The organism is Microbacterium sp. YJN-G, assembly GCF_015040615.1.
Taxonomy (GTDB): Bacteria; Actinomycetota; Actinomycetes; order Actinomycetales; family Microbacteriaceae; genus Microbacterium.
In genome coordinates this window covers 1726669-1742431 of sequence record NZ_CP060402.1, presented here as the reverse complement: position 1 = coordinate 1742431, position 15763 = coordinate 1726669, and the positions used below count along the sequence as shown (strand labels likewise).

Below are 15763 nucleotides of genomic sequence, written 5' to 3'. Positions count from 1 at the left end.
ATCCCGGCGAGCTCGCCGACGACGGGCCGTTGGGCGTGGCGGCGGAGACGGCAGCCCTACCGGACGGTGTGATCCTGAATCCGGGGTTTGCTGATGGTCTCGTCGTACGTGCCGACCGGGGAGTATCTCGACAAGCAGCCGGGGCTCGGCGTCATCCAATCGGATTACGAGCTGTTCCTCTGGGATGCCGACGAGAGCATGCTCGACAGCAACTGGGAGTAGTGGCCGATGCCGGGATCGAACCGGCGACCTCTTCCGTGTAAAGGAATTGCGCTACCGCTGCGCTAATCGGCCACCCGCGAGCCTACTACGCCGCCTCCGCGCGCCGGCGCCCGGACTTCTCAGGGATCGGCCGCACGGGAAGTGCGATGATCCCGGCGGCCTTCATGCGGTCGGAGACTCGGGTGTAGATCTGCGTGGTGGAGAGGTCCTCGTGGGTGAGCAGTTCCTGCACGATCCGGATGTCGACGCCGTGCTCGACGAGTTCGGTCCCGAAGCTGTGGCGGAGTGAGTGCGGGGTGAGGTGGGGGTCGGTGATCCCGGCGCGGAGCTTCGCCTTCGTGATGAGCTCCGTCACCGATGCGGGGCGCATGTGCTCGGACGGGTTCTTCCGGGCGGGGAACCACCACGAGTGCAGGGGCATGGTCAGCGACAGTTCGGCGATCGTCGGATGCAGGGGGAGGCGGCGTTCCTTCCGGCCCTTCCCGACGGTGGTGATGGTCATGCTGGATCGGTCGATGTCGTCGCCGTGCACGCGGGCGATCTGGGAGACACGGAAGCCCTGCCGGTAGCCGACGAGGATCATCGCCCGGGTGCGCTTGTAGGCGCCGGAGGTGAGCATCGCGTCGACCTGGGTGGGGGTGAACGGACGGGCCTCGGTGCGCGGCACGCGGATCATCGGGAGCTTCAGCGACGGGTCGTCCTCCCGCAGTCCTTCAGTGCACAGGAAGGCGTAGAACGCGCGGAGGGCGACCCGGTAGGTGCGTTTCGTGGCCGACGTGACACCTTCCTGCCCCATGAACCGGCGCAGCGAGAACACGTCGGCGTCGAGCAGCGTCCCCGGGAGTCCGGCGGCGAGGGTGCGGAGGGTGGAGCGGCGGTTCCGGATGGTTGTCTCGGCGAGGTCCTGCGCCCGCTGGTAGTCGTCGAACATGGCGAGCAGGTCGGTGTTGATGTCGTGCATGTGGGTGTCTCTCCTGGTGATGCAATGGGCGCGTCGTTCAGGGGAGGGGCCCTGCGCCGTTGTATCCGACGGTATGGATCACGGTGGGGTCGCCGCGACGACCGACATCCCCAGAATTGTCGGCGGAAGGTCGGCGGAAACGTGCCTGACCGGAGCGGGTGCGTTGCCTACACGTAGACGATTTGGCCGTCGCGCTCCCACGTCACCCGGACGCCGTCAGCGAACCGCACAGAGTGCGGGAGGGGCACGAGTTCATCCTCGATCGCCTGGTCGTGGTGGTAGTCGACGTAGTGTTGGCAGCGGACCTTGGCCTTCTCGCCGTCGATGAAGATCACCGCACGGGAGGCGCACTGCTTCCCGAGGTTCATGCGGTCACCGCCGTCTGCTTGAGGCGCCGTTCACGCTCGTCGGCCAATGACACGATCGGGCGCTCGAAGTGCTGTGACTTCACCGTGGATGTCGTCGGTTCGATCCCGGCAGGGCCCACCACCTCAGTCGTCCGTTCGGAAACCCGCCGCCTTGTGCGTGCCGTCGCAGAACGGCTTGATCGACGACAGTCCGCACCGGCACAGCGCGACGGTGCTGCGGTGGCGGGTGATGGGCTCGCCGTCGGCATCCCGCAGCTCCACATCGCCGCGCACGATCAGCGGGCCGTCTGGATAGGGCGTGATGGTCGCCTCGCGGTGCGCGCTCATGACCGCACCTCCGCACGCAGCGAGGATTCGCCGCGCTGCCAGGCGTCGAGGACGTGCGCGCCGGACCGGCCGTCGACCGCCAGGCACGCCGCCGCACCGAACAGGATGTCGGGCAGCAGTTCAGGATGCTGTTGGGCGAGGCCTCCTGCGAGGTCGCGGGCGGCGATCTGCTCGTGCACGGCATCCGCCTCGACATGCTCGTCGAAGTACTCGGCGATCTCATCGCCGAATCCCAGGCGCCGCAGCCCCTCGGCGTACATGCGGCACGGGATCGACGAGGTCATCTCGTAGGCGGCCAGGTGGCCGACGATCGCACCGACCAGACGGCGGTTCAGGCCGAACATCGACATCATGTTGAGCGATGCCAGCGTGATCGCGGGGACCCGGTCGACATAGGCGCCGTAGGTGTCATCGAGACCCGCGGCGCGCAGCGCGCGGGCGAAGATCTCGGCATGGACGCGATCGGGGCGGCCGCCGCCGTACTCATCGGCCTGGATCTCGACCAGTGCCGCCTTGGGTGCCCCGGTCAGTCTGGGGATCGCCCAGGAGTGCGGATCCGCCTCGCGCAACGTGTAGATCGAGCGCTGGATGAGCGTCTCGCGCACCTGCTCCGCAGTCGCCTTCCTGGCCACGTACCGGGCCAGGCTCGGCGAGTTGTCGGCCTCGACCAGCGCGAACAGGGTCCTGGCCACGGCATCCGCTTTCGGTTCAGGGGCCTCGGTCGGTTCGACCTGAGCGCGCAGCGCCGCCTCGAAGGCCGTCTCGAGCGTGCGGCGCACCGCGACCAGCTCGGCATCCCATTCCCGGTCGGGGTCGAGGCCGTCGAGCGACCCGTATGCGGAGGCGTGCAGAAGGAACAGCGACAGCTGCACGTCGTCGTCGGCGAGGATGTCGTCGCACCGATCCAGTGCGGTCTCGGCGAGACCGCAGAGCTCGGGGAGCGCGGGTGTCGTCAGCCGCGAGAGCACGGCCTCGCTGAGAGGTCCTCGTGCCGAGAACGGGACGGTGCGTCGGTCGATGGAAGGGTGCGCATCGGACGAGGCCCGCGTCTCGGACGAAGGATGCGGTGCGGTGTGATGGTGCGCGTCAAATGCGGCGTCGTACATGGTTGCTCCCGTGGCTGGATGCTCCCACTCTCACCGGCCGCACCCCGTCGCGGCAGGGACTTGACCCGCGTCACCCCGTCGCGGTAGCGGCGCGACCGCGACGTGCCGGCCACAGCCGGCGCGGCAGCTCGAACAGCAGGCTGAACGGCATCCGGCGCCCGAGCAGCGCGAACCCCGTCGACACGGCGACGGTCGCCGCGAAGATCACCACGAGACCGATCCCGGAGTGATCGATCCCCGCCTTCATCGCCAGCCACCCCAGGGCCGCGAAGACGGGGTAGTGCGACACGTAGTAGATCAGCGAGTACTGGCCGACGAACCGCACCGGGGCCAGCCAGCGGGCGTCCGGGGCGACAGCGGTGAGCCGCACCAGGATGAGGATGCCGAGCATCGCGGGTAGTGCGGACAGCGGCTCGTACCAGAGCGCGTCGACGAAGCCCGAGTACAGCGCCACCCCGATCGGGATGACAGACAGCACCGCAGCCAGAGGCACGCTCAGCCGCTTCGCGTACTGATCCCAGTGCTTCTCGATGAACGCGCCGAGGAAGAAGAACGGCATGAGGTAGAAGAAGCGCTGCAGCAGCTCGATCTCGGCGGGGATCAGGAACATCACCGCGAAGGGCACGACCACGAGCACCCATGCCGGGATCCACCGCACCAGCAGGGCGATGATGTAGTACGCGAAGATGAACTGCATGAACCACAGGTAGGTGTTCCAGAAGCCGAGCTCCCAGGGCATGTAGTCGCCCTGGCCGACGATCCGCTCGGACGCCGCGTACACCAGGGTCCACACGATGATCGGCCAGACGATCCGCCGAACCTTGCCCCACACGTACTTGCCGGTGGGGGCGTGCAGGGATCCGGCCACCAGCAGCCCGGACAGGAACATCAGCATCGGCATGCGGTAGGGCGCGAAGAAGGCGCTGAGGAAGTCGAAGAACCCCGGCACCTCGCCGATGCGGTAGACGACGATCTGCGTGCTGTGGTGCAGGATCACCAGCAGGATCGACAGTCCGCGCAGCAGGTCCATCCATCCGATCCGCCGGTCGTGGCGGTCCAGGGCCCGGCTGATGTCGGCACCGCGATCGGCACCGCGGTCGGAAGCCTGACCGGCACCGCGATCGGCCGCGCGACGGCGGACGTCGGCGCGGGTGGCGGGGGCCGGCGAGGGCGCGGATTCGGTGTGCTCGGACATCCGGGTCAGTATACGAGGGGCTCGTGCGCGGAACCCGAGGCGCGGCGGCGCGGCTTCTGCGGGATCCAGCACGACACGCGGTCGCGGTACGCCCGGTAGGCGGCACCGAACCTCGCCTCGAGATCCTTCTCCTCCCACGGCCGGATCAGGTCGTTCCACACCAGCGACCCGCACAGCGCGTAGACCACCACCAGCCATGACCCGCACAGCAGCCCGACGGCGACGCCCTGCGCGATGCCCGCGACGGCCATCGGGTTGCGCACGATGCGGTACGGGCCCGACACCACCAGCCGCCGCGCGGTGGCCATCGGCAGCGGGGTGCCGTCGCCCCGGCCCGCCATGGCGACGGCCGACCACAGCCCGAGTGCGGTCGCCGCGGCGAGCAGGATGCCGCCGCCGATCGTCACCGCCGCCGGGAACGGCATCCGCAGACCCCAGCGGCTCTCGACCAGAGCGATGACCACGGGGATGACGACCAGGCACACGCCCCAGAAGACGGCGATCTGCCCGCCGGTGCGCAGCAGATACGTCCGCGCCGGGGCGGATGCCGCCTCACGGGCCGCGAACGGCCCCACGATCAGCCACTCCGACGGCACACGCCCCAGGCGGACCAGCAGCAGGGCGCCGATGGACCCGACGGCGGCCGCGATCATGAGCAGCGCACCCCAGCCGGCCTGGCCGGTCACCGTCGCGTAGACCGCCATCGCGAGGCTGACGACGACCGTCCACCCCGCGGCGATCCACGCTGTGCCGGGAATGCCGAGCGCCGCCAGCGCCGACGCGATCACGAACAGCGGCACGTCCAGGACGGCGACGAGTCCGGCGGGCAGATCACCGAGGGTGAGGTGGCGGATGCCGGGGACCAGGGCCACCCCGATCCACCAGGCCGCGCCCGCCCCGGACTGCACGGCGAAGTAGCCGCGCCCCCAGCGGGCGTCGAGCCCGGCGGTGAGGCTCACATCTCCTCGTGCGTGGCCGGATCGGCGTCGAAGAGGCGTCCGTCCGGGCGCCCCAGTGCCGTGATCGCCTCGACCTCGGCATCCTCGAGCACAACCGAGGCGGCCTCGAGGTTCGCCCGCTGATGCTCGGCCGACGACGCCTTCGGGATCGACACGGTCCCGCGGGCGACGTGCCAGGCGATCACGACCTGCGCCGGCGTGATGCCGTGCGCCCCGGCGACCTCGACGATCACCGGCTCCTGCAGCAGCTCCTTGGCGCGGCCCAGCGGGCTCCACGCCACCGTGAGGATTCCGCGCTCCGCATGCAGCGCGAGCGCCTCTTCCTGCGGGAAGTACGGGTGCACCTCGATCTGGTTGGCGACAGGACGGACACCGGTCTCGGACTCGATGCGGTCCAGGTGCTCGGTGAGGAAGTTCGACACGCCGACCTGGCGCACCGTGCCGCGCTGCTGCGCATCCACCAGCGCCTGCCATGCCTCGCCGTACAGTCCGACGCTCGGGTTCGGCCAGTGGATCAGGTGCAGATCGGTGGCATCCAGCCCGAGGCGGAAGCGGCTCTCCTCGATGCTCGTGCGCGCCTTCGCCGATGCGTGGTGCCGGCCGGGCAGCTTGGTCGTCACGATGAGCTCGGACCGGTCCACGCCCGAGCCGGCGACGCCGGCGCCGACGGCCCCCTCGTTCTCGTAGTTGAACGCCGAGTCGATGAGGCGGTAGCCGAGGCCGATCCCCGCCGAGATCGCCTCGGCGCCCGCTGCGCCGTTGAGGCGATAGGTGCCGAGCCCGACGGCGGGAAGGGCGAACCCGTTGTGGGCGGTGAACTGGGGCAGCGTCATGATGTCCTCCGGTGCGGTGTCCCGTCAGCCTACGCGGGCGCGGCGGACTCGCATCGTGCCGCACGTCACGATGACGGCGACCTGTCACGATGGAGGGATGCCGAACCCCGACCAGCCCGCGGATGACCAGCGCTGCCCGTGCACCAGCGGAGACGTGTTCGGGTCGTGCTGCGGGCCCGTCATCGCATCCGGCATCGCCCCCACCGCACTGCGCCTGATGCGCTCGCGCTTCACGGCGTTCGCGATCGGCGACGCCGCGCATCTGCTGCGCACCTGGCATCCGTCCACCCGGCCGGCCGGGCTCGACCTGGACGACGACGTGACCTGGGTGCGGCTCGACATCATCGGCACCGAGCGCGGCGGACCGTTCGACGCCGATGGCGTCGTGGAGTTCGAGGCCTTCCACCGGGGACCTGCCGGCCGCGGCTCGCTGCGGGAGCGGAGCCGGTTCGTGCGCGAGGACCGCACCTGGTTCTACGTCGACGGCGACATCGCCAGCCGGTAGGTTTGAGGGGTGAAAGCGACCCCCGAGAACCAGCGCACCCTGCTCGAGATCGCCGAGCTGGACCGGCGGATCCAGCAGGCCGAGCGGGCCCGTACCCAGCCCGCCCAGGGCGCACGCATCAACGAGCTCGCAGCGGTCCGCAAGCAGCAGCTCGGCGAGCTCACCGCGCTCACCGGCGCCCTCGACGACGCCCGCGCCGAGCTGACGCGGCTGGAGTCAGATGTGTCGCTGGCCGCGCAGCGCCGTGACCGCGACGCGGAGCGCCTCGCCGCTGCCACCGATCCGAAGCAGGCGCAGGCACTCGAGAACGAGATCGACAGCCTCGGCCGGCGCATCTCGATGCTCGAGGACACCGAGCTCGAGGTCATGGGGCGCGTGGAGGAGGCGCAGGCCGCGGTCGACGCGCAGCAGGCGCTGATCGACCAGACGCAGGCCGAGGGCGCGCAGCTGACCGCGGCCGCGAAGGCCGACATGGCCGCGGCGACCACCGAGGGTGAGCACCTGGCCCGCGACCGCGCGGCACTGGCCGGCACCGTGGCCGCCGATCTGCTGGCCGAGTTCGAGCGCCGCGCGTCGCGCGGCGGCATCGGCGTGGGGCTGCTGCGTCGCGGTGTGTGCGAGGGATGCCGCATGGTGCTCTCGGGCACCGACATCAACGAGATCCGCCGTGCCGCCCCGGACGAGGTCGTCTCGTGCCCGGAGTGCGGCGCGATCCTGGTGCGCACCGAGGAATCCGGGCTGTGACCCGCCCCGCCGCGGTGCGGGCGCACGCGGACGCACGGGCCTGACCGCGACCATGCAGCCGGTGCACGCCCTCGTCGGGCGGGGCCCGGGCGGGCGGGACTGGCGCATCGCCGTGCTCGACGGCCCCGACGCGGAACCTGTCACCGAGCAGGTGCCCGACGCGGCTCTGGCCAGCCGGGTGCGTGAGCTCGAGGAGCAGCAGGCGCCGCGCTGGACGGTGCGCAGCCTGCGCACGTTCTATCCGCCGCTGCTCGCCGACGGCATCCGCCTGCGCCGGTCGCACGATCTGCTGCTGTGCCACGCCATTCTCCGCGACACCGAAGCCCTCGCGCGTCCGCTGCCCGCCTCGGCACTGTGGCTGCGCCACGACGGCGTGGCGGAGGTCGCCGCCCAGCCCGGCCTCTTCGACGTGGATGCGGCTGCGCTGCCGCATGGTGACGACTTCGAGGCCGTGCTGGCGCAGTGGCGCGCGCAGTCCTCAGCGCTGCAGCAGGCGCCCGACGCGAGGCTGGCGCTGCTGTGCGCCGCCGAGTCCACCGGTGCCCTCGTCGCCGAGGAGATGACCGCCGCCGGACTGCCATGGAGCAGGGCCGTGCACGAGCAGATCCTCGAGCAGGCGCTGGGCCCGCGGCCGATGCGGGGCGCGCGCCCGGCCAGGATGGTCGAGCTGGCCGCCCGGATCGGCCAGGAGCTCGGCGATCCGGGCATGAACCCCGACAGCCCGCCCCGGCTGCTGCGCGCGCTGCACCGCGCGGGGGTGTTCGTCGAGTCGACGTCGCGCTGGGAGCTGGCGCAGGTGGACCATCCGGTCGTGCAGCCGCTGCTGGAGTACAAGAAGCTCGCCAGGCTGTTCTCTGCGAACGGGTGGACCTGGCTGGACGAGTGGGTGAAGGACGACCGGTTCCGCCCGGTGTACCTCACCGGCGGGGTGGTGACGGGCCGGTGGGCGTCGTCGGGCGGGGGAGCGCTGCAGATCCCACGGCAGCTGCGTGCCGCCGTGCGCGCCGATCCCGGCTGGACTCTGGTGGCCGCCGATGTCGCCCAGCTCGAGCCGCGGGTGCTCGCGGCCATGTCGCGCGATGCGGCGATGGCGGATGCCGCGCGCGGCGCCGACCTCTACGAGGGCGTGGTGCGCTCGGGCGCGGTCGGCTCGCGCGACGAGGCGAAGTACGCCGTGCTCGGCGCCATGTACGGGGCGACGACGGGGGAGAGCGGACGGCTGGTGCCGCGCCTGCGCAAGGTCTTCCCCCGGGCGATGGGCCTGGTCGACGCCGCCGCGCGCACCGGCGAGCAGGGCGGCGTGGTGAGCACGCTGCTGGGACGCGGCTCACCCCGCCCCGACGATCTGTGGCGACGGACGCAGTCGCAGGCCAGCGACCCCGGCGCCGCCGGTGCCGAGGAGTCACGCGCACGCAGCCGGGCACGCGAGCGCGGCCGGTTCACCCGCAACTTCATCGTGCAGGGCACGGCGGCCGAGTGGGCGCTGCTGTGGCTCGCAGAGATCAGGCACAGGCTGTCGGCTCTGCCGCCGGCATCCGTCCCCGCCGCGGCATCCGGGCCGGTGTTCTCCACGCGCGCGCACCTGGCGTTCTTCCTGCACGACGAGGTGATCGTGCACTGCCCGCGCGAGCAGGCGGATGCTGTCGCGGATGCCGTGCGCGGCGCCGCCGTGGCGGCGACCGAGCGGCTGTTCCCGGGGTTCGAGATCGACGTGCCGCTGGACCTGCGCATCAGCGATCACGCGGGCAAGTGACCGTAGAATCGTAGGGCGAGCGGGTCGGCCGGACGGTCGCGTGGCGCGAGAGCGCACCGAGGAACGTCCGGGCTCCGCAGGGCAGGGCGGTGGGTAACACCCACCCGGAGTGATCCGCGAGACAGTGCCACAGAGAGAAGACCGCCGTCCACCCTCGGGTGGGCGGTAAGGGTGAAAGGGTGGTGTAAGAGACCACCGGGGGGCGTGGTGACACGCTCCGCCAGGTAAACCTCGCCCGGAGCAAGACCAGACAGAGGACGTTGACGCGGCTCGCCGAGTCCTCGGGTAGGTTGCTGGAGCGGCACGGCAACGTGTCGCCGAGAGAGATGGCCGTCAAGGGAGCATCAGCTCCTGAACAGAACCCGGCGTACAGGCCGGCCCGCTCGCCCCGAAACGCAGAAGGACCCGGCTCGAAGCCGGGTCCTTCTGCGTTTGATCGAACGGGTGGCAGCCCCGAGTGGCCGCAGGGATCAGTCGGCGGCCAGCGACGCGGCGCCGATGATGCCGGAGGCGTTGCGGTGGATCGCCGAGACGATCGGGGTCTTCAGCTCCAGCAGCGGCAGGAACATCTCGGGGTGCTTCGACACGCCGCCGCCGACCACGAACAGGTCGGGGCTGAAGAGGAACTCGACCAGGCTGTAGAACTCCTGCAGGCGTGTCGACCAGGCCTCCCACGACAGGCTCTCGCGCTCCATCGCCGAATAGGCCGCCCAGCGCTCGATCGACTCGCCGTCGTGACGCATGTGGCCGAGCTCGGTGTTCGGGATGAGCACGCCGTTGTACAGGAACGCCGATCCGATGCCGGTGCCGAGCGTGGTCATGATCGTGAGTCCGCGCGCATCGCGGGCCGCTCCGTGGCGCACTTCGGCGACGCCGGCGGCATCCGCGTCGTTGACGAAGGCGATGTGACGGCCCAGGCCGTCCTCGAAGAACTTCTCGGCCTCGAAGTCGACCCAGTCCTTGGAGATGTTCGCCGCCGACAGCGTGCGGCCGTACTTGACGATGGCGGGGAAGGCGACGCCGAGCGGCAGGTCCGAGCCCGTCACGCCGAGGGTGTCGAGCACCTCGCGGACGGTGTCGAGCACGTCGGCCGGGCGAGCGCCCTCGGGGGTGGGGACCCGGATCCGTTCGGAGTCGAGCGTGCCGTGCTCGAGGTTGACGATGCCTGCCTTGATGCCCGTGCCGCCGATGTCGACGCCGATTGCCTGTGCCATGGCGAATAGCCTAGCGACGACCGCGCGGGCGATTAGGATCGTGACTGATCCCGACGAAGGAGCAGCCATGGCCGACGGCGACGAGAAGTACTGGTACAACATGAACACCGGCGAGGTCGAGTTCGGCATGCTGTCCGCGGCCGTCGACCGCGTCGGGCCGTTCGATACGGCGGAGGAGGCGGCGAACGCCCCCGAGGTGCTTCGCGAACGCTCGCGTGCCTGGGCCGAGGAGGAAGCGGCCGCCGATTCCTGGGGTGCGCGCGGCACCGAGGAAGCGGACGGTGAGGCGTGAGCGGCGACAAGCAGCGTGATTTCGTCCTGCGCACGATCGAGGAGCGCGGGGTCAAGTTCATCCGGCTGTGGTTCACCGACGTCATCGGCACCCTGAAGTCGGTGGCGATCGCCCCCGCCGAGGTCGAGGGTGCCTTCGCCGAGGGCATCGGCTTCGACGGCTCGGCCATCGAGGGACTCACCCGCACGTTCGAGTCCGACCTGCTGGCGCAGCCCGACCCGTCGACGTTCCAGATCCTGCCGTGGCGGGGAGATGTCGACCCGACCGCGCGCATGTTCTGCGACCTGACCACCCCCGACGGGCGCCCTGCGGTCTCGGACCCCCGGCACGTGCTGCGCCGCGCACTGGCGAAGGCCGCGGATGCCGGGTTCACGTTCTACACGCACCCCGAGATCGAGTTCTACCTGCTCAAGTCGTCTGAGGTCGGCCCGCAGGGACCGGTGCCGGCCGACTCGGCCGGGTACTTCGACAACGTGCCTGGTGGCACGGCGCACGACTTCCGCCGCAGCGCGGTGCGGATGCTGGAGGACCTGGGCATCTCCGTCGAGTACAGCCATCACGAGGGCGGACCCGGTCAGAACGAGATCGATCTGCGCTACGCGGACGCGTTGACCACGGCCGACAACATCATGACCTTCCGCACGGTGGTGAAGGAGGTCGCGATCGAGCAGGGCGTGTACGCCACGTTCATGCCGAAGCCGCTGAACAACCACCCCGGCAGCGGCATGCACACGCACCTGTCGCTGTTCGAGGGCGACATGAACGCCTTCTACGAGGCGGGTGCCGAGTACCAGCTCTCGATCACCGGCCGCCGGTTCATCGCGGGCCTGCTGCGGCACGCGAACGAGATCGCCGCCGTCACCAACCAGTTCGTGAACTCCTACAAGCGCCTGTGGGGCGGCGATGAGGCGCCCAGCTTCGTCACCTGGGGTCACGCGAACCGCTCGGCGCTCGTGCGCGTGCCGATGTACAAGCCGAACAAGGGCCAGTCCACGCGGGTCGAATACCGCGCCCTGGACTCGGCGGCCAACCCGTACCTCGCGTACGCCCTCATGCTCGCCGCAGGGCTGAAGGGCATCGAGGAGGAGTACGAGCTGCCTCCCGAGGCCGAGGACAACGTGTGGTCGCTGAGCGACTCCGAGCGCCGTGCGCTGGGCTACGCGCCGCTGCCGGCGAGCCTGGATCACGCGCTGGAGTACATGCAGGAGTCCGAGCTGGTCGCCGAGACACTGGGCGAGCAGGTCTTCAACTACGTGCTGCTGAACAAGCGCAAGGAATGGGAGGCCTACCGCGGTCAGGTGACCCCGTTCGAGCTGCAGAACAACCTCGGGCTGCTCTGAGTCGCAGCGATGGTACGTCCTGACGCGTCCGTCTCGCTCTCGGCACTGGCACGGCTGGGCTTCGTCGAGCTCACCGCCGCGTCGACGGCCCTCACCGAGCTGGCGGAGCTGACGGGCCTCGATCGCAGCATCCTCGCCGACGGCATGACCGCCGCCGACCCGGATGCTGCGATCGCGGCGATGCTGCAGATCGCCCGGCGGGATGCCGGGCGGGCGACCGCGGTGCTGACGGATGCCGATGCACGGGCCGCCGCCTGGCGGCTGCTGGGCGTCTCGACGGGCCTGGGCGCCTTCTTCGCCCGCCGGCCGGCGCAGTTCGCCCCGGACGTGCTGCTGCGCACCGACCTGCCCGGGTCCGACGAGCTCCGCGCGCGCCTGCTCGCCGCTGTGGGCGCGGAGGACGGTTTCGCGACCGCCGAGAGCGCGGTGGAAGCGCTGCGCATCGAGTACCGGCGGTGCCTGGCCGAGATCGCGGCGGCGGATCTCGCCGCGCCGGATGCAGTGGCGGCGATCGACGGCGTGTCGAACGCGCTGGCCGATGCCGCCGCAGCGGCTCTCGAAGCGGCACTCGCGGTCGCCCGCACCGCGGTCGCCTCCTCGGGCGACGCCACGGCCAGAGCCGAGGTGGCGGCGACCCGGCTGGCGATCATCGGCATGGGCAAGGCGGGCGCGAGAGAGCTGAACTACCTCAGCGACGTGGACGTCATCTACGTCGCCGGCACCGCCGACGAGGATGCCGTCAGCGAGGCACGGGCGATCGATGTGGCCACCCGGCTCGCCCGCGAGACCATGCGGGCCCTGAGCGAGTTCGACACGGAGCCGTCGCTGTGGGAGGTGGACGCCGCGCTGCGCCCCGAGGGCAAGCAGGGTGCGCTGGTGCGCTCGCTGGCATCGCACGTGGCGTACTACGACCGCTGGGCGAAGAGCTGGGAGTTCCAGGCGCTTCTGAAGGCGCGTCCGCTCGCCGGCGACGCCGGGCTCGGAGCCGAGTACATCGCCGCCGTGCAGCCGAAGGTCTGGTCCAGCGCCGAGAGATCGGACTTCGTCGAGAGCGTGCAGCGCATGCGCGAGCTCGTCACCGACAACATCCCGTCCGAGGATGTGCCCTACCAGCTCAAGCTCGGTCCGGGCGGGCTGCGCGACATCGAGTTCACGGTGCAGCTGCTGCAGCTCGTGCACGGTGTGAGCGACCCCACGCTGCACACCCGAGGCACGCTGGAGTCGCTGGAGGCGCTGGCGGCGGAGGGGTACATCGGGCGCGCCGAGGCCGCGGCCTTCGCGCAGCAGTACTGCACGCTGCGCCTGCTCGAGCACCGCCTGCAGCTGCACGAGCTCACCCGCACGCACCTCATGCCGCGCGATGAGTCGGGGATGCGGCGCCTGGCCCGTGCCACCGGACTGGCCGATTCGGCATCCGGCCTGCAGACCGTGTGGGAGGGGCTGCGCCGCGAGGTGCGCGAGCAGCACGTGCGGCTGTTCTACCGTCCCCTGCTCGCGGCGGTGGCGTCGCTGCCCGCCGAGGAGCGTTCGCTGACCACCGGGCAGGCGGCCGATCGTCTGGCGGCGATCGGCTTCCGCGACCCGGCGGGGGCGCTGCGTCACATCGGCGCCCTCACCTCGGGGATCAGCCGCAAGGCGACCATCCAGCGGCATCTCATGCCGGTCATGCTGCGCTGGTTCGCCGACGGCACCGACCCCGACTACGGGCTCATCGCGTTCCGCCGCATCAGCGAGCGGCTCGGCGACACGCACTGGTTCCTGCGGATGCTGCGCGACTCGTCCGGCGCGGCCGAGCGGCTCACGCGCGTGCTGTCCAGCTCTCGGTACATCGGCGAGCTGATGGAGTGGATCCCCGAATCCGTGGCCTGGCTCGACAGTCCGGGCGCGCTGCGACCACGCGGGTGGGCGGCGCTCGACGAGGAGGCCAGGGCGATCCAGACCCGGCATGCCACGATCCAGGCGGCGCTCGGGGCCGTGCGGGCCCTGCGCCGGCGCGAGCTGCTGCGCACCGCGATCGGTGCGGTGCTCGACCACATCGGCGTGGACGAGATGGCCCGCGCCATCACCGAGATCACCGAGGCGACGATCCAGGCGGCGCTGCGCGCGGTGCGACGCGAGGTCGTCCCCGCCGAGGACGACGCGCTGGACTTCTCGATCATCGCGATGGGCCGCTTCGGCGGTGCGGAGCTGGGCTTCGGGTCGGATGCCGATGTGCTGTTCGTGTACGACCCGAACGGCGTCGAGTCGCAGCGCGCACAGCAGCTCGCCGCGCGGATCGTGGCGGGCCTGCGCGAGCACCTGGCCGACCACCGCCTGCCGCTCGACCTCGACGCCGATCTGCGGCCCGAGGGCCGCAACGGCCCGATCGTGCGCACCCTCGAGGCATACACGCAGTACTACCGCCGCTGGTCGCTGTCGTGGGAGGCGCAGGCACTGCTGCGGGCGCGCGGGATCGCCGGCAGCATGAAGCTCATCGCGAAGTTCACCGAGCTGGCCGACGGCATCCGCTTCCCCGAGCAGATCGCCGTGCAGGACGTGCGCGAGATCAAGCGCATCAAGGCGCGGGTCGAGGGGGAGCGGCTACCGCAGGGGGTCGACCCCCGCCGGCACCTGAAACTCGGACCGGGCACGCTCAGCGACGTGGAGTGGATGGTGCAGGTGCTGCAGCTGCAGCACGGCCACCGCGTGCCGGATCTGCGCACCACCTCGACGCTGCAGGCGCTGGATGCCGCGGTGCTGGCCGAACTGCTGCCCGCGGCGGATGCCGAGCAGCTGCGCGAGGCCTGGGTGCTCGCCAGCAGGCTGCGCTCGGCGATGACGCTGCTGACCGGTCAGACCCGCGATGCACTGCCGGCCGAGCACCGTGAGCTCGACGGGGTGGGCCGGCTGCTCGGCTACCCCGACCGCGGGGCGGTCATGCTCGAGGAGGACTACCTGCGTGTCACGCGCCGAGCGCGGCGCGTGTTCGAGAGACAGTTCTACGGCTGAGGGGAAGCGAGGGCGGATGGATGGGCGAGCGCATCGGGATCGTGTGGAATCCGATCAAGGTCGACGAGGACGAGCTGCGGGATGCGGTGACCGCCGTGTTCCCCGCCGACTTCGAAGTGCTGTGGTGGGCGACCACCCGGGAGGATCCGGGACGCATCGTCGCCGGCGAGGCCGTGACGGGTGGGTGCGACGTGCTCATCGCGGTCGGCGGCGACGGGACGGTGCGCGTGGTCGCGGAGGCCGTGGCCGGCACCGACACCGCGCTGGGAATCGTCCCGCGTGGCACCGGCAACCTGCTGGCCCGCAACCTCGGCATCCCGCTCGGTGACCTCACCGCCGCCCTGGAGCGGATCCGCGACCGGGAGGAGGAGCAGCGCCTCGACCTCGGCTGGGTCGCCCTCGGTGACGAAGCGGATGCCGTCGAGCAGGCGTTCACGGTGATGATCGGCTTCGGTCTGGACGCGCAGATGCTCGCCGAGACCGACGAGGAGCTGAAGGCGAAGGCCGGCTGGCTCGCCTACGTGCAGGCTCTCGGGCGTGCCGCGGCTGCGACCGAGCTCGTCGACACCGCCATCGCGCTGGATGACGAGGAGCCCGAGGAGGTGCGCGTGCACACCATGCTCATCGGCAACTGCGGCACCATCCAGGCCGGGATCACCCTGCTGCCCGACGCCGTGCCGGACGACGGGCGGCTGGACGTGCTGCTGGTGAGCGCCGAGGGCTTCGCCGGGTGGGTCGACACGGCGCGCTCGGTGCTCTGGGACAACGGGCTGCGGCGGCTGATCAGCGGCGCCGAAGATGCGGTGAGCACCGACTCGGCGACCCACGCGTCCGCCGAGCGCATCCGGGTCGTGCTGCGCGAGCCGCAGCCCTTCGAGATCGACGGCGAGGAGGCGGGGGAGGCCTCGTCGTTCACGGTGCGCGTGCAGCCCGGCGCCGTCCGGGTGCGCTGACGC

The 15763-nt window shown here is 71.0% G+C and carries 16 protein-coding genes, 1 tRNA gene and 1 other RNA gene; 9 read left to right on the top strand and 9 right to left on the bottom strand.

Annotated elements, in window-relative coordinates; genetic code table 11:
- Positions 1–93: 93 nt before the first annotated feature.
- Positions 94–222, top strand: a complete 129-nt coding sequence (locus H7694_RS17785) for a hypothetical protein (RefSeq protein ID WP_264674897.1) — start codon at positions 94–96, stop codon at positions 220–222.
- Here the strand turns inward: H7694_RS17785 and H7694_RS08210 are convergent.
- From H7694_RS08210 to H7694_RS08175, 8 genes are all read right to left on the bottom strand, one after another.
- Positions 223–294: transfer RNA gene (locus tag H7694_RS08210), tRNA-Val, on the bottom strand.
- Positions 295–307: 13 nt separating this feature from the next.
- Positions 308–1183, bottom strand: coding sequence for a tyrosine-type recombinase/integrase (locus tag H7694_RS08205; RefSeq protein ID WP_193596057.1), 876 nt, complete (start codon positions 1181–1183; stop codon positions 308–310).
- A 167-nt stretch (positions 1184–1350) separates the two neighbouring features.
- Positions 1351–1551 (bottom strand): hypothetical protein, encoded by a 201-nt coding sequence (locus H7694_RS08200; protein WP_193596056.1) that lies wholly within the window; start codon positions 1549–1551, stop codon positions 1351–1353.
- A 123-nt stretch (positions 1552–1674) separates the two neighbouring features.
- Positions 1675–1878 (bottom strand): CDGSH iron-sulfur domain-containing protein, encoded by a 204-nt coding sequence (locus H7694_RS08195; protein WP_193596055.1) that lies wholly within the window; start codon positions 1876–1878, stop codon positions 1675–1677.
- Positions 1875–2984, bottom strand: coding sequence for an iron-containing redox enzyme family protein (locus tag H7694_RS08190; protein WP_193596054.1), 1110 nt, complete (start codon positions 2982–2984; stop codon positions 1875–1877). Before H7694_RS08190 ends, H7694_RS08195 begins: the two co-directional genes overlap by 4 nt.
- Positions 2985–3054: 70 nt before the next feature.
- Positions 3055–4179 carry an acyltransferase family protein gene (locus H7694_RS08185; protein WP_193596053.1) on the bottom strand — a complete coding sequence of 375 codons (1125 nt, stop codon included), beginning with the start codon at positions 4177–4179 and terminating at the stop codon, positions 3055–3057.
- Positions 4180–4184: 5 nt separating this feature from the next.
- Entirely contained in the window at positions 4185–5138 is a 954-nt protein-coding gene (locus H7694_RS08180; RefSeq protein WP_227468352.1) for a methyltransferase family protein, read from the bottom strand.
- Positions 5135–5971 carry an aldo/keto reductase gene (locus H7694_RS08175; RefSeq protein WP_193598995.1) on the bottom strand — a complete coding sequence of 279 codons (837 nt, stop codon included), beginning with the start codon at positions 5969–5971 and terminating at the stop codon, positions 5135–5137. The genes H7694_RS08180 and H7694_RS08175 overlap by 4 nt, the downstream gene beginning before the upstream one ends.
- A 97-nt stretch (positions 5972–6068) precedes the next feature.
- On the opposite strand from H7694_RS08175, the gene H7694_RS08170 reads away from it, so the two are divergent.
- The 4 genes from H7694_RS08170 to rnpB all read left to right on the top strand — a co-directional run bounded on the left by H7694_RS08170 (position 6069) and on the right by rnpB (position 9359).
- Positions 6069–6476, top strand: a complete 408-nt coding sequence (locus H7694_RS08170; RefSeq protein ID WP_193598994.1) for a YchJ family protein — start codon at positions 6069–6071, stop codon at positions 6474–6476.
- A 9-nt stretch (positions 6477–6485) separates the two neighbouring features.
- Positions 6486–7220: a zinc ribbon domain-containing protein gene (locus H7694_RS08165; RefSeq protein ID WP_193598993.1), complete on the top strand. Its 735-nt coding sequence runs from the start codon at positions 6486–6488 to the stop codon at positions 7218–7220.
- 52 nt (positions 7221–7272) lie between these two features.
- Positions 7273–8973 carry a bifunctional 3'-5' exonuclease/DNA polymerase gene (locus H7694_RS08160; RefSeq protein WP_193598992.1) on the top strand — a complete coding sequence of 567 codons (1701 nt, stop codon included), beginning with the start codon at positions 7273–7275 and terminating at the stop codon, positions 8971–8973.
- A 20-nt stretch (positions 8974–8993) separates the two neighbouring features.
- Positions 8994–9359: RNase P RNA component class A (gene rnpB / locus H7694_RS08155), an RNA gene on the top strand.
- A gap of 84 nt (positions 9360–9443) precedes the next feature.
- Here rnpB and ppgK read toward each other — a convergent pair.
- Entirely contained in the window at positions 9444–10187 is a 744-nt protein-coding gene (ppgK, locus tag H7694_RS08150; protein ID WP_193598991.1) for a polyphosphate--glucose phosphotransferase, read from the bottom strand.
- A 67-nt stretch (positions 10188–10254) separates the two neighbouring features.
- Here ppgK and H7694_RS08145 point away from each other — a divergent pair, with 67 nt between their 5' ends.
- From H7694_RS08145 to H7694_RS08130, 4 genes are read left to right on the top strand one after another with little or no spacing between them, the layout of a single operon-like run.
- Positions 10255–10479 carry an SPOR domain-containing protein gene (locus H7694_RS08145; protein WP_193599138.1) on the top strand — a complete coding sequence of 75 codons (225 nt, stop codon included), beginning with the start codon at positions 10255–10257 and terminating at the stop codon, positions 10477–10479.
- Positions 10476–11819: a glutamine synthetase family protein gene (locus H7694_RS08140; protein ID WP_193598990.1), complete on the top strand. Its 1344-nt coding sequence runs from the start codon at positions 10476–10478 to the stop codon at positions 11817–11819. Before H7694_RS08145 ends, H7694_RS08140 begins: the two co-directional genes overlap by 4 nt.
- A gap of 9 nt (positions 11820–11828) precedes the next feature.
- Entirely contained in the window at positions 11829–14807 is a 2979-nt protein-coding gene (locus H7694_RS08135; protein ID WP_193598989.1) for a bifunctional [glutamine synthetase] adenylyltransferase/[glutamine synthetase]-adenylyl-L-tyrosine phosphorylase, read from the top strand.
- 20 nt (positions 14808–14827) lie between these two features.
- Positions 14828–15760: a diacylglycerol/lipid kinase family protein gene (locus tag H7694_RS08130; RefSeq protein WP_193598988.1), complete on the top strand. Its 933-nt coding sequence runs from the start codon at positions 14828–14830 to the stop codon at positions 15758–15760.
- The last annotated feature ends 3 nt before the right edge of the window (positions 15761–15763 follow it).

Excerpts from the sequence above, each read along its gene's own strand:
- H7694_RS17785 (WP_264674897.1), top strand. The coding sequence starts at position 94 with ATGGTCTCGTCGTACGTGCCGACCGGGGAGTATCTCGACAAGCAGCCG.
- H7694_RS08205 (WP_193596057.1), bottom strand. The coding sequence starts at position 1,183 with ATGCACGACATCAACACCGACCTGCTCGCCATGTTCGACGACTACCAG.
- H7694_RS08200 (WP_193596056.1), bottom strand. The coding sequence starts at position 1,551 with ATGAACCTCGGGAAGCAGTGCGCCTCCCGTGCGGTGATCTTCATCGAC.
- H7694_RS08195 (WP_193596055.1), bottom strand. The coding sequence starts at position 1,878 with ATGAGCGCGCACCGCGAGGCGACCATCACGCCCTATCCAGACGGCCCG.
- H7694_RS08190 (WP_193596054.1), bottom strand. The coding sequence starts at position 2,984 with ATGTACGACGCCGCATTTGACGCGCACCATCACACCGCACCGCATCCT.
- H7694_RS08185 (WP_193596053.1), bottom strand. The coding sequence starts at position 4,179 with ATGTCCGAGCACACCGAATCCGCGCCCTCGCCGGCCCCCGCCACCCGC.
- H7694_RS08175 (WP_193598995.1), bottom strand. The coding sequence starts at position 5,971 with ATGACGCTGCCCCAGTTCACCGCCCACAACGGGTTCGCCCTTCCCGCC.
- H7694_RS08170 (WP_193598994.1), top strand. The coding sequence starts at position 6,069 with ATGCCGAACCCCGACCAGCCCGCGGATGACCAGCGCTGCCCGTGCACC.
- H7694_RS08160 (WP_193598992.1), top strand. The coding sequence starts at position 7,273 with ATGCAGCCGGTGCACGCCCTCGTCGGGCGGGGCCCGGGCGGGCGGGAC.
- ppgK (WP_193598991.1), bottom strand. The coding sequence starts at position 10,187 with ATGGCACAGGCAATCGGCGTCGACATCGGCGGCACGGGCATCAAGGCA.
- H7694_RS08145 (WP_193599138.1), top strand. The coding sequence starts at position 10,255 with ATGGCCGACGGCGACGAGAAGTACTGGTACAACATGAACACCGGCGAG.
- H7694_RS08135 (WP_193598989.1), top strand. The coding sequence starts at position 11,829 with ATGGTACGTCCTGACGCGTCCGTCTCGCTCTCGGCACTGGCACGGCTG.
- H7694_RS08130 (WP_193598988.1), top strand. The coding sequence starts at position 14,828 with ATGGGCGAGCGCATCGGGATCGTGTGGAATCCGATCAAGGTCGACGAG.